15 protein-coding genes and 1 pseudogene are annotated in these 12,941 nt (G+C 41.2%); 11 read left to right on the forward strand and 5 right to left on the reverse strand.

Going from position 1 to position 12,941, the window contains the following annotated elements; genetic code table 11:
* Entirely contained in the window at nt 1-561 is a 561-nt protein-coding gene (locus tag EGC86_RS08220) for a DUF924 family protein (protein WP_123777192.1), read from the forward strand.
* A 39-nt stretch (nt 562-600) separates the two neighbouring features.
* Here EGC86_RS08220 and EGC86_RS08225 read toward each other — a convergent pair whose 3' ends face one another.
* Nucleotides 601-1,032, reverse strand: coding sequence for a universal stress protein (locus EGC86_RS08225; protein ID WP_123777193.1), 432 nt, complete (start codon nt 1,030-1,032; stop codon nt 601-603).
* Between the two features lie 257 nt (nt 1,033-1,289).
* Here EGC86_RS08225 and EGC86_RS08230 point away from each other — a divergent pair, with 257 nt between their 5' ends.
* Both EGC86_RS08230 and EGC86_RS08235 read left to right on the forward strand, forming a co-directional pair.
* Complete coding sequence (locus tag EGC86_RS08230; protein ID WP_123777194.1) at nt 1,290-2,711, forward strand: coniferyl aldehyde dehydrogenase; 1,422 nt, start codon at nt 1,290-1,292, stop codon at nt 2,709-2,711.
* 162 nt (nt 2,712-2,873) lie between these two features.
* Entirely contained in the window at nt 2,874-3,461 is a 588-nt protein-coding gene (locus EGC86_RS08235) for a TetR/AcrR family transcriptional regulator (RefSeq protein ID WP_123777195.1), read from the forward strand.
* A gap of 9 nt (nt 3,462-3,470) precedes the next feature.
* Here the strand turns inward: EGC86_RS08235 and EGC86_RS08240 are convergent, their stop codons facing one another.
* Nucleotides 3,471-3,782 (reverse strand): DUF1289 domain-containing protein, encoded by a 312-nt coding sequence (locus EGC86_RS08240; RefSeq protein WP_165872394.1) that lies wholly within the window; start codon nt 3,780-3,782, stop codon nt 3,471-3,473.
* A 193-nt stretch (nt 3,783-3,975) separates the two neighbouring features.
* On the opposite strand from EGC86_RS08240, the gene EGC86_RS08245 reads away from it, so the two are divergent.
* The 3 genes from EGC86_RS08245 to EGC86_RS08255 all read left to right on the forward strand — a co-directional run bounded on the left by EGC86_RS08245 (nt 3,976) and on the right by EGC86_RS08255 (nt 6,150).
* The gene (locus EGC86_RS08245; protein WP_123777197.1) at nt 3,976-4,554 is read left to right on the forward strand and encodes a DUF4136 domain-containing protein; all 579 of its coding nucleotides are present in this window, start codon (nt 3,976-3,978) and stop codon (nt 4,552-4,554) included.
* Between the two features lie 156 nt (nt 4,555-4,710).
* Nucleotides 4,711-5,355, forward strand: coding sequence for a DUF2913 family protein (locus tag EGC86_RS08250; RefSeq protein WP_011636407.1), 645 nt, complete (start codon nt 4,711-4,713; stop codon nt 5,353-5,355).
* Between the two features lie 51 nt (nt 5,356-5,406).
* Complete coding sequence (locus tag EGC86_RS08255; protein ID WP_123777198.1) at nt 5,407-6,150, forward strand: substrate-binding periplasmic protein; 744 nt, start codon at nt 5,407-5,409, stop codon at nt 6,148-6,150.
* A 17-nt stretch (nt 6,151-6,167) separates the two neighbouring features.
* Here the strand turns inward: EGC86_RS08255 and EGC86_RS08260 are convergent, their stop codons facing one another.
* Nucleotides 6,168-6,755 carry a DsrE family protein gene (locus EGC86_RS08260; protein ID WP_123777199.1) on the reverse strand — a complete coding sequence of 196 codons (588 nt, stop codon included), beginning with the start codon at nt 6,753-6,755 and terminating at the stop codon, nt 6,168-6,170.
* Between the two features lie 117 nt (nt 6,756-6,872).
* Here EGC86_RS08260 and EGC86_RS08265 point away from each other — a divergent pair, with 117 nt between their 5' ends.
* The 4 genes and pseudogenes from EGC86_RS08265 (at nt 6,873) to EGC86_RS08280 (ending at nt 8,847) form a co-directional block, all read left to right on the forward strand.
* Complete coding sequence (locus tag EGC86_RS08265; protein WP_123777200.1) at nt 6,873-7,367, forward strand: GNAT family N-acetyltransferase; 495 nt, start codon at nt 6,873-6,875, stop codon at nt 7,365-7,367.
* Between the two features lie 374 nt (nt 7,368-7,741).
* A pseudogene (locus tag EGC86_RS08270) lies at nt 7,742-8,040 on the forward strand (DMT family protein).
* Nucleotides 8,041-8,055: 15 nt separating this feature from the next.
* On the forward strand, nt 8,056-8,310 hold the full coding sequence (locus EGC86_RS08275) for a DUF2960 domain-containing protein (protein WP_011636402.1): 255 nt from the start codon (nt 8,056-8,058) through the stop codon (nt 8,308-8,310).
* Between the two features lie 27 nt (nt 8,311-8,337).
* Nucleotides 8,338-8,847, forward strand: coding sequence for an RDD family protein (locus EGC86_RS08280; protein WP_011636401.1), 510 nt, complete (start codon nt 8,338-8,340; stop codon nt 8,845-8,847).
* 144 nt (nt 8,848-8,991) lie between these two features.
* On the opposite strand, the gene lptG is transcribed toward EGC86_RS08280, so the two are convergent.
* Both lptG and lptF read right to left on the reverse strand, forming a co-directional pair.
* Nucleotides 8,992-10,050, reverse strand: coding sequence for an LPS export ABC transporter permease LptG (gene lptG, locus EGC86_RS08285; protein ID WP_123777201.1), 1,059 nt, complete (start codon nt 10,048-10,050; stop codon nt 8,992-8,994).
* The gene (gene lptF, locus EGC86_RS08290; protein WP_123777202.1) at nt 10,047-11,159 is read right to left on the reverse strand and encodes an LPS export ABC transporter permease LptF; all 1,113 of its coding nucleotides are present in this window, start codon (nt 11,157-11,159) and stop codon (nt 10,047-10,049) included. The genes lptG and lptF overlap by 4 nt, the downstream gene beginning before the upstream one ends.
* Nucleotides 11,160-11,432: 273 nt before the next feature.
* Between lptF and pepA the strand changes: the two genes are divergently transcribed.
* Nucleotides 11,433-12,941 carry a leucyl aminopeptidase gene (gene pepA, locus EGC86_RS08295; protein WP_011636398.1) on the forward strand — a complete coding sequence of 503 codons (1,509 nt, stop codon included), beginning with the start codon at nt 11,433-11,435 and terminating at the stop codon, nt 12,939-12,941.

Genomic DNA, 12,941 nt, shown 5'->3' on the forward strand with positions numbered 1-12,941 from the left:
ATGAATGAAATACAAACAACAAATGTCAGCGTAGACGATATTATCGATTTTTGGTTTGTTCAAATATCCCCAAAACAATGGTGGGTAAAAAATACCGAGTTAGATTTGCAGATAAAAAAAACATATGGCGCCACATTACAGGCGGCTATCAAGGGTGAATTACAACATTGGCGTAAAGATGCCCAAGGTCGATTGGCCGAAATAATCGTATTAGATCAATTTTCGCGAAACATTTATCGCGATACTCCAGCCGCATTTTCCGCTGACAATATCGCGTTGGAGCTTGCACAACAGGCTGTTACACTCGGTTGTTTAGCAGAGTTACCCGTGCACCAGGCTGCATTTTTAATCATGCCATACATGCATAGCGAATCGATGGAGATCCACCAGCAAGCTTTGCCATTGTTTGAACAATATGCACCCAACAATTTACCAAGCCAGCATCAGCATCAAGCGATTATTGCGCAATTTAATCGCTATCCACATCGTAATGCCATTTTAGGTCGTGAATCTACGGCTGCCGAACTCGCATTTTTAACACAACCGGGTTCTCGCTTTTAACCTAGTGAAAATCACCATAAGTAAACGATAGCGTCGATTTTATTTGACCACTAACACCGGACACTCAGCTTTATTGGCAATCGCTTCAGCCACGTTATCATGTAAAAAATGAGACAGGCCAGTTCTACCATGACTGGCAATAACCACCATACCAATATCACCACTGTTAGCTTCGGCCAAAATTTCATCAATGGCATCACCACGTCGAATAACCGTTTCAATCTCTAATTTAGTATTCAACTGACCTAATAACTCATGCATTTTGCTCGCCGCTGCATCTTCCATACTTTTAGCCAACTCTTCGGGCGTTATCGCAAGAACCATGTAATTCTCATCACCAAAAGGTTGATCTACAACGTGTAGAATACGAATGCCCACTTGATATAAATTTGCCATTTCAATGGCATAGCGTAAAGCATGTGACGCGGTATCAGAAAAATCGGTAGGCCATAAAATATTACGTGTTCGCATATTATTCTCCTCCACAATGCAAAGTGTGCTTTTGCAATGACATTACAAGCCTCATGAGAACACACTCGGCTCCATCCTAATAAATTAAGTATAGTCAGTATTAAAAGCTTACTTAGTGATCAAAATCAAATCAAAGGCGAAAACTTGCTTTAGATCATAAACAGGCATAACATCAGACCGACTAATCAGTCGGTTTATTAGCTCGAGTAATGTCGGGCTTATAAAATCAATATTGTTATTTTTGCAGGAGATCGAAAATGAATATGGCCGTTGATAATAATCAAACTCAATTACGACAGTTACTTACTGATCAACGAGCACGTTTTCAGTCCAATCCAGCACCTAGTTACCAATCTCGGGTAGATAAATTAACCCAGCTAAAGCAAGCTTTACTTGATTACCAACAGCCTATCATCGATGCATTAATTAATGATTACGGTCACCGCTCGCCAAACGACACCATCATTTCGGATATTATGCCTTGTGTGAATAACATCAATTACACTATCAAGCATCTTAAGTCATGGATGAAACCCAGTCGCCGTCATGCTGGTTTATTACTGTCCCCGTCTAAAGTGTCGGTGCAATATCAGCCCTTAGGCGTAATCGGTATTATTGTGCCGTGGAACTTCCCGGTAATGTTATCTATGGGTCCGCTGACCACCGCCATTGCTGCTGGTAATGGAGCCATGCTGAAAATGTCGGAATTCACTCCGGCAACGAATGCGGTATTGCGCAAGATGCTAGCAACAATTTTTGACTCAAATGAAGTCGAGTTAGTGGAAGGTGAAGCTGATGTAGCCGCAGCATTCTCAGCATTACCATTTGATCATATTCTGTTTACCGGCTCAACCGTTGTTGGCCGCCATGTTATGCGCGCAGCAGCTGATAACCTGACCCCTGTAACATTAGAATTAGGCGGTAAATCTCCAGCCATCATCGCTCCAGACATGCCAATCGACACCGCTGTAGAAAGACTTATTTTTGGCAAATGTTTAAATGCAGGCCAAATTTGTGTCGCACCTGACTATGTATTGTGCCCTGCGGAAAAAGTTGACGCCTTTATTGCTGCTTATCAACGTCGCTTTAATAAAATGTACCCTAATTTCGACACAAACCAAGATTACGGCAATATCATTAATGACCGTCAATACCAGCGTTTGCTGGCGGTGCTAGAAGATGCCAAGGCTAAAGGTGCAACAATCACCTCAGCAATTGATGGTCCAATATCAACAACTCAGCGAAAAATAGCCACCCAGCTAGTCACACATACCACAGACGACATGCTCATTATGCAGGATGAAATATTTGGGCCAATATTGCCTATTATTAGCTATCAGTCGGTGGATGAAGTAATAGGTTATATCAACCGAAATGACCGACCATTAGCCTTGTATCTCATGAGTTTTGAGCAACAAACGCAGCAACAAGTATTGCAGCAAACCCATTCTGGTGGCGTTTGTATTAATGACACTGTATTCCATGTGGCCGCCGATGATGCGCCCTTTGGCGGTATTGGTCCGTCTGGTATGGGACACTATCATGGCAAGGAAGGTTTCTTAACCTTTAGTCACGCTAAAACCATATTAAACAGTGGCAAAATTAATACAGGCATTTTTGTTCATCCTCCTTATGGCGGGGTGATCCAAAAATTATTGATGAAGTTTTTCTTACGTTAACTCTTCTCATCATCGCGACTGCAAGTATTGCTGTTATTAGCGATACTTGCTTAGCAAAGTTTGTCATCAAAAAGACAAGAGAAATGATCCATAGCTAGATGGATTCATAGCTAAAAATACCAAAGATGAATTGACCATAGATTAAAAAGGCATGTTGACTCAATGAGCAGTAAATCGATTGTGACCACCGATAAAAAACAAGCCATTTTACATTCGGCTTTACAGTTGTTTGTTAACAAAGGCTTCAATGCGACGTCGACTGCATCGATAGCCAAAGCGGCTGGCGTGGCAACGGGCACGTTGTTTCATCATTTTCCGACAAAAAAAGACATCATGAATCAGCTTTTTTTATCAATTAAACAAGAGTTTGCTACCAACATGGTGAGCAGCACAGATTTTAGTGGCGATATCGAACGAGATGCCAATACGTTATGGCAAAAAGCCATCGACTGGGCCATTGCACAACCCTTAAAGCAACTTTTTTTTCTACAATACTCGATGTCAGCAGACATTGATGTTGACGTCAGGAAGCAAGCAATGAATAGCATTCTTGGATTTGTTGTCGAATTGATTACTCAAGGTAAACAGCAACAAATTATCGCTGATATCCCCAATGCCTTATTGCTCGAAAATTGCCATGGTCAGTATTTAGCTGCGATTCGTTTTTTTACCGACAACCCGCATTTAGGTGATGACGAGATACACAGAAAAGCCAGTTTCAGACTATTTTGGCAGGCAATGAAAGCGTAATAAAAAGTATTAATCTAAACTAAAGTCGGTTAAATCAACATCATCAGCAGGCGTTGACGCACTATCAAAATCTAATTGAGGCGTGTGTGACGTTTGCTGGGTTTGCAACACCAGCTGCTTAGCTTTATGTAAGGCATATTGACGGCGACGTTTGCGCTGTGTGCACAAACGGATCACATCTTGTTTTTGCAATTCGCTGTAACTCATCCAGTTAAAACGTTCATCACGGCTTCGAAGGCAGCCCATACAATATCCACGACTGTCAGACTGACAAACGCCGATACATGGGCTGGGCACCGCAAAAAAACTTAACTGTTCCATCATTAGAATGCTTAACCTCAGCTAATATTGAATTTGGTACTTAACATCTAAATATACGATATAGTCACTTGTAGCTGAGATTGAAAGCCATCGCTTGCCATATCAACCAAAGCCAGCATTAAACATTGTTATATTAAGGTTATACTAATTGAGCTAATTTTGTACATTATTGCAAGTTAATAAGGAGGGTCTCATGATAAATTTAAGACGTTCAGGCCAAGATTCAACACGTAAATCAGTGTGGACCACGCCTATTTTATTGCTGAGTGGCTTAGTACTACTTGCATCTTGTGCAACAAAACCAAAGCAAGATTATGATGTTAATTATGATTTTTCAGCACTCAAAACATTCAACCAACTCACTGTAAAGCAAACGGATGATCCGTTAACGGCAGATCGAATTAATTATGATATTAAACAAACGTTACTTAACCAAGGTTATGTATTTAAAGCCGATAATGCCGACTTTGTAGTGAACTATGCTTTCGTCACTGAAAACAAAGAAAAAGATTCTGGGCTTTCTATTGGTTTAGGCTCGGGTACATGGGGGTCTGGTGGCGGTATTAGTCTTGGCACCAGTATTGGTATTCCGCTAGGCAGTGACACAGCAAAAACTCAAACCATTCAAATTGATATTATCGATCCCACAGATAAACGCCTCATTTGGCGTGGCAATGGTCAATACCACTTTGATCAAGGTGGTGAAGATAAAGCCAAAGGTATTAATCAAACAGTTGTAGCAATTTTGGCGCAATTTCCACCTAAAAAATAATCGACCATCGTTTAGCCGCAGCTTACTGTTAAGTGAATTGCGGCTTATTCAAATAGAGACTACAGCTCGGTTAAGAGACTAAACACAAATATCTATTTAGCAATTTGCTACTACACGGTAAACTAGCCATCACACTACTTTATTGACCCAGTTGACATGACGACAGAAACATATAACCAAGCTTTATTAACACTTGCGCTAGCTGGAATAGAAGCCATAAACACCTCGGCTTCACAACACAAAGCGGTAAGAACGCCAGCACAAGAAAGCCATTTTTTATGTAACTGGATGGTTGAGTCATTAAAAACAAAACGTTTTTCAAAACTAATGGCCGACGACTTAACGGCTTGGATCCGTCAAGCGCGTAGTCAAGGAGCTGGGGCTCAACTAAAACGACTATTAATCTGTATTGCCGATCAATACCAACAAGCTAACAACAGTGAAATAGCCACAGGTACAGGGCTAAAGAACATGTTGGCAGGGCTCACCGCACAAGAATGGGTAGTGATCACCGATACCGATATTGATGCAAAACTAAAACTCGACAGTGATGGTAAATCTAGTTTAATTATTTCAGCAAAAGATTTTAATCAACACATCGTTGATGAAAAAATTGTAAAACCCATCTCAATGTATATTCGTGGTGATGAAAAGCTGGTGGCTCGTTTAGCGCTAGAACAAGGAATATTACTCAGTCCAGGCAATAAAAAAACCTCATTGATCAAACATCATAAAACTTACGTATTAATGCCAAGCAATTTACACCAGAGTTTATGCTTACTGTGCCTTGATCAATATTAAGTCTTAAAGGTTGATGTAGTATTGAAACAATAGTAAGAATAAGGAAATACCATGAAGAAATGCTTTATTGCAATTACCTGCTTTGCGATGTTTTTTTGTGGTCCTACCGTTCAGGCTAATACCGTCCTCAAGTACAACGTCAACGCTTCAAGCAGTTGGGTACCCTATTACATTACAGAATCTCCAAAAGAGCCTGGAATATTAGGAGAGTTGGTTCCGTTACTGCTTGCCAAAGCTGATATTGAAATTGAAAAGCATAACTTCCCGCCGAAAAGAACAAACTATGCACTCGATAATGGCTTATTAGACTTTGACTTTGTAAGCCCTAGTTGGTTTCCTAATGAGGAATTAGGCACACTTTTTGTCCAATCAAACCCAATTATCGCTATCCAAGAAAACATTATTACCTTAGAAAAAAAAGCCAACGATTGGCAAAATATTGATAACATTAAAGGTAAAGAAATAGGCACAGTACGTGGTTATTTGTACCATGATGACGCTGATTTTATTCGAATCGACTTTACTTCCGAACGCGACTTAATAAGAGCACTTTATAAAAATCGCGTTGATGCGGCTATCTCTGGTGATTTACCGGCGTTGTATTGGGCCAAAAAACTCAACAACCCAATTACTCTTGCGGCTATTCATTCAAAAGGCCACTTAGTGATGCGCCTTCGTAAAGAGCATGCTGCCTTACTACCACAAATTAATGCCGCTATAGCTGAGCTTGAACAAAATGGTACAACTCAAAGCATTATCGACAAATACACTAAGCAAGATATATTTAATCGATAATTCAACAAGATGATTAACTAAAACGGGTTTACGCTGTAGCCTTCATGCGCTAATACTGCATGTGCAGTTAACGCCGATAACGCCATGTTAACGCCGGGCAATAAGTCTTGTGGTGTAATGCCATAATATGCGGCAGTTTGACCACACACATAAAACCTAACTCGATGATTAATCAGCTGTGCAATTAAGTCTTTGTTAACATTCTTTTGTCCTGCATTGAGCTGCTGATAGAAACGATCCTTAGTCATATCATTCGCGGCTTTACCGTGCACAACCATCGCAACAGAAATGTCTTCAAGCTTAACGCCTGCTGCAACGTGCATATTAATAAAGCGCGCCAAGGTATCGATACTACGGTTTAATTCTCCAGGTTTAGATGCATTCCCCAAATCAAAAGCAACTTTAAACTTCATATCAGCGGGTATCACTAAGCTGCTATTTACTTCAGTGATTTTTCCATAACCTTTAATCACAGGGCCGAGTTTAAATGCTTCAACACCAGCCATTGCAGCAAATGATGAGCCCGCAATTAACATCGCCACTGTCGATGTAACCAATGTTGATGTAACAACGCCTTTACTCATTGAATGTAAACTGGCTTTCATTAAATTGATATTCCTTATATCTATTTTTTTATGCTTACTCTAGCACAGATAAACGCTTAGGTTTTAGGCTGTTTCTGAGTATAATTATGACTTCAGTAAGTATGAAGACTAAATGATATGTCAATCCGCTCAATTACCACTACAGACTGGCCTGCTATTATGGCAATACAAGCGCAATGCTATGTCGAACTCACGCCTGAATCACTAGGTGTCATGCAAAGTAAATGGCAAGCATCACCGACTAGCTGCGTGGTGTTTGAACAACAAGGTAATGTGTTGGCCTACGCGCTTGTTCATCCTTGGTTGCAAGGCGATGCTCCGTCACTGGATACCGAGATAAGTGGCCAGATTAATGCCGATAGCTGGTATTTACATGACATGGCCATCTCACCCAGTGCTCAAGGTATGGGCATTGGTAAAAAGTTGTTTAATCATATCGTCAATCAGGCAAAAAACTTGGCGGTTAATGGCATTGGGCTGGTGGCAGTGCAAGGTGCACATACTTACTGGCTGCAACAAGGCTTCAAGCCAAACACCACCTCAGTAAAACTAACAAAGTCACTAGATAGTTATCCTGCTGGTGCATGTTACCTGTATTTATCCTTATCATAAGGTCTTCATCATGCACCCATCAGTCATCACCATCGGTTTATTGTGTTATACCAATCTAATTAAATATGTGCACTTTCAGCGGGAGTTCAAAGTGCTGTAGGCAAGGCAGATGATTGAAGCGAATAGTGATTCTCGGTAACAAGCTCCTGCGTTACTCTACCTCCAGCATCCATGCCGTCGTATTTTGAAAACATCTAACGCAGCATAAAGTACTTTGAAACCCGCCAGAATGGAGTCTCTCAGGTATTCCACTTCTGTGTTGCATCGATTTAAAAGGGAACAACCATTTCTACATCAATGCGCCTTGAATTGAAAAACCTGAGAGACTCTGAACTGACCAGATATTTAATGAGATTGGTATTAGTAATATCTTCATGACTTTTGCTTGGTATGGTCATTTAAAAACCTTAAATAGCAAACCCTGGATTATCGCGGCTTTAGTGAGCTGGGGGATCGCCTTATTCGAATATTTATTGCAAGTTCCTGCGAATCGTCTTGGTTATACCGTGATGAACGTGGGACAATTAAAGATTCTGCAAGAGGTCATTACCTTATGTGTATTTGTCCCTTTTGCCGTTTGGTATCTCAAAGAGCCCTGAAACTTGATTATTTGTGGGCAGGCTTATGCCTTTTAGGTGCCGTTTTCTTTATTTTTAAAAGTGAATTACATTAATTTCAGGAGTTCTCCATGGCACGCCAAGTGATTTATACCTTTAAAGGCCAAACCAAAACTATCGCCTTTAGCTATGACGTACATCATGATCTTTATGAAGCAGCTGCTGAAGCAGAAGGGATTGATTTGAAAAAGTTTCTAATCTTAGAAAAACAAATTGCGTTAACGTCCAAAAAAGGCGCTAAAGCAGAGAAAGAATTTCGTAAAACCGAGTTTGCACGTTTTGGTTTTACGAGCATCAAATTTGTTCGTGAAGATGATGAGATTTAATCATTTAGTTTTACGTAAGGGCTCTCTATGTTGAATTCAGATCATGCTAATTTCCCACGAGCGAGTTTTGTTCGACGTTTAGGTGCAATGGCGTATGACTCAATGCTTGCTATTGCCGTTTATATGTTTGCTGGTGCACTAGGTTTTGGTTTTTTCTTTGGTCTGCAGAGCACCGGGCTTATCGCGATGGGTGAGTACGAGCATGTGTCAGACTTACTCAATAACACTCCGCTTTATCATGGTTTGTATCAATTCTGGATAGCCATTTGTGTTGGTGGCTTTTACGCCATTTTTTGGAGCAGAGGTGGACAAACTTTAGGTATGCGAGCTTGGCGACTTAAGGTTCAACACCCTAATGGTCAAAATTTAAGTTTTATTACTGCCTGCGCTCGAGTCATTTGGTCTTTACTGGGTATTGGTAACCTGTGGATTATCATCAATGCCGACAAGTTAGCATTACAAGACATGATGACTCGTTCAGAGGTTGTCGTATTGTCAGTAGAAGCTAATCAAATGCGTAACTGGCATGGTGCATAATAAATCTACATACCAAACGAATCTGCATACCAAACTAGCTTGCCTGCAAAACGAATAAAAAATCATCAAATAAGTAATAAAAATAGCAACCCTTGGGTTGCCATTTTTATATACACTTTCAATATCGACTAAACAAACAATTGATTATTTCCGAATGTAATACAAAGCTAAGCCAGTAAATAACATGCTGGGAGCAATTGCCCCCACCACCGCGGGCAATTCATATACAATGCTCATTGGGCCAAATATCTCATTACTGATATAAAAGCTAAATCCTGCCACTACGCCAAGCAGAACGCGAGCTCCCATGGTCACAGTACGTAACGGTCCAAATACAAACGATAATGCCACTAGCATCATCACAGCTACTGTTACTGGTTGCATAACCTTGCGCCATAAAGCCAGTTCATAACGACTAGGATCTTGTTGGTTAACCTTTAAGTAATCTAGGTAGTCAATTAAGCCACTAATGGATAATGCCTCTGGCTTAACCGATACCACACTCAACTTATCTGGCGTTAATGAAGATTTCCACACATCAGTATCAAGGTGATCACGAATAACGCGGTCATCTTTAACCGTGGTATTCTCAACCACAGATAACTGCCAAACATCATCAACAAATACCGCGGTATTCGCATGTGTCACTCGGGTTAATTCTTGTTGATCGTTAAACTCATATAAACTGATATTACTGAGCGTATTAACGTCTTGAACCTCACCAATATTAACGAATAAGTCACCATCTTTTGCCCAAATACCACGATGAGACTTAATCAAACTGCCACCCGATATTTTAGTCGCTTGGAGCTCTTTTGCACTTTTCTCCGCAATGGGTGCGCCCCACTCTCCCAGCGCCATAACCATAATCATTAGCGGAATAGCCGTTTTCATCGCAGATTGAGTGATTTGTAAACGCGACATACCAGAAACTTGCATCACAACTAATTCAGAGTTTGATGCCAGCATGCCCATCCCAATTAACGCACCTAGCAGTACTGCCATTGGGAAAAACATTTCAATATCACGTGGTACTAAAAATAGCACGTAAATGCCGGCGTCCAGCATGGTATAAGCCCCACGCCCGACCAAACGTAATTGATCTACCCACTTAATGATGCCTGATAATCCAGTCAAAATAAGTAAACACAAGCTTGATGTGCTGACGATCATACGAGCAATATAAAGGTCTAATATTCTCATGCCATCACCTGCTTACGTTTAAATAAGCCTAAGAACTTCATCCCTGTAGGGCGCTCTTTAATAAGTAATAACAACCCTAATATCAACGCAAAACCATGGATCCACCACATGCCTAAATACTGCGGCACCACCTCATCTTGCAGGGCTTTTCGGCCTGCAATCATTAATCCAAAGTAACCTAAATAAAGCAAAATAGCGGGACCCATTTTAGCAAACTTACCCTGGCGCACATTAACCCGCGCTAACGGCACCGCAATTAAAGTCAATAATGGAATCGCAATAGGGATAGCTAGTCGCCACTGAAATTCAGCTGCAGCTTCTGGTCCTGGAGTATCCAACAATTGTTCAACTGGCATTGCAGATAATTTACGTCGCCTCTCGTCAACTTCTTGTTCTTTAATCTCCATTTTATAACCACCAAACTCAATCACTTGCAGTTCGAGTGATTTAGGACTGCCCTGATAACGGAAGCCTTTTTCAAGTTGTAACTGCTGACTGCCAATATTATCTTCAATCACACGACCTTTATTGGCGACTACAATATTTGTCAGGCCATTTTCGTCTTCAGGATCAGGGAGCTGCGCTACAAAGACTTTATCTAAGGTATTGTCTTTATTTATTTTTTCAACAAACAACACCGCTCGACCGTTTGGACTAGCTTGAAAACGACCTTGCGTTAAGGCTGCTAATCCAGCTTCGGATTGCGCTTTTTCTAATACCTGATTCTGACGTTCTTCAGCCCAAGGTCCGACATAAACCGACAAATAAGCCGTAAATAATAAATTGGCAAAAGCAAGCAACAACGTTACACGAGTGACATACCATTCACTTACACCGACGCCATGCAATACCACCATTTCATTTTCAGCATACATTCGCCCATGAGCCAACAATATTGCTAAAAAGAAACTCAGCGGTAACACTAACACCGTCAATTGAGGCAGGTTTAACCCTAATAATGTCATCACTAAAGACGCGGGGAATTCGCCATCAGATGCATCGGCTAACACGCGTACGAATTGTTGACTAATAAAAATAGTTAGCAGCACCAAAAGTACCGCAAATTGTGCTTTTAAAACTTCACTAATAAGATATCTAAATACAATCACAAGTAGGATCCGGTGGCTAAACTTATCTTTTTACTGGTATCAGAGCAACTTTCATGTAAACTGTCTACTTTCAGCAGTTTTGCTAGTTTTCTGACCAGCGCGGAAGGTGCTTTGGGGTCATGGTTAACATCTATTTTGGCTGTCAATTTACGCCTCTTTTTCGTTAATAATCCCAAACAGTTATCACCTTTTCGTTGATTATATGCCAGATGGCCTAATGCAAACATTATCTAATAAATATAAAAATTTGTCTTTAAGAATCTAGGAGTGCTCATGGAGTTTAGCGTAAAGAGCGGCAGCCCCGAAAAGCAACGTTCAGCCTGTATCGTTGTCGGCGTGTACGAACCTCGCCGTCTGTCTGGTATCGCAGAGCAATTGGATAAAATCAGTGAAGGTTACATTAGTAACCTACTTCGTCGTGGTGACCTAGAAGGTAAACCAGGACAAATGTTGCTATTGCATCATGTACCAAACGTACTAAGCGAACGTGTTTTACTGGTTGGTTGTGGCAAAGAGCGTGAGTTAGACGAGCGCCAATACAAACAAATTATCACAAAAACCATCAGTACCCTAAATGAAACCGGTTCAATGGAAGCAGTGTGCTTCTTAACTGAACTGCATGTCAAAGGCCGCGACACCTATTGGAAAGTTCGCCAAGCCATTGAGAGCACTCAAAATAGCCTGTATTCATTTGATGCATTAAAAACCCGTAAAGGCGAAACTCGTCGTCCATTACGTAAAATGGTATTCAACGTGCCTACGCGCCGTGAACTCACCATTGGTGAACGTGCCATTGAACACGGAACAGCCGTATCTGCAGGTATGCATTTATGTCGTGACGTGGCCAACATGCCGCCTAACATTTGTAACCCTGCGTATTTGGCATCTCAAGCGCGTCAAATGGCTGAAGTGTACGAAAACCTTAACGTTACAACTATTGGCGAAGAGCAAATGGCCAAATTGGGCATGAACTCTTATCTTGCTGTAGGTCGTGCTAGTGCCAATGAATCAATCATGACTGTGATGGAATATCAGGGCGCCGTTGACAGTACAGAAAAGCCAATTGTCCTTGTCGGTAAAGGGTTAACCTTTGACTCTGGCGGGATTTCATTAAAACCTGGCGAAGCCATGGATGAAATGAAATATGACATGGGTGGCGCTGCTGGTGTTATTGGTACCATGAAAGCATTGTGTGAAATGAAATTACCTATCAACGTTATTGGTATATTAGCTGGCTGTGAAAACATGCCTGCTGGTAACGCATATCGTCCAGGCGACATTTTAACCACTATGTCAGGCCAAACGGTTGAAGTGCTAAATACTGATGCCGAAGGTCGTTTAGTGTTATGTGATGTATTAACCTACGTTGAACGCTTTGACCCTGAATTAGTGATTGATACCGCTACCTTAACTGGTGCTTGTGTTATTGCATTAGGTAAGCATGCTTCTGGTTTATTCAGTTCGCATAACCCGCTTGCACACGAAATGCTAAATGCTGGTGAGCAAAGTGGTGACCGCGCATGGCGCATGCCGTTATGGGATGAATACCAAGACATGCTAGACAGCCCATTTGCCGACATGACTAACTTAGGTGGTCGTCCGGCTGGTTCGATTACTGCTGCGTGTTTCTTGTCTCGCTTTACTAAGAAGTATAACTGGGCACATTTAGATGTCGCAGGTACGGCTTGGAATAGTGGTGCAAACAAAGGCTCTACCGGTCGTCCGGTACCGATTTTAAGCCAGTTCTTAATTAATCGTGCTGGTGTTGAAATTAGCGAATAA

It is taken from the genome of Shewanella frigidimarina, assembly GCF_003797125.1.
GTDB classification, from domain to species: Bacteria; Pseudomonadota; Gammaproteobacteria; order Enterobacterales; family Shewanellaceae; genus Shewanella; species Shewanella frigidimarina.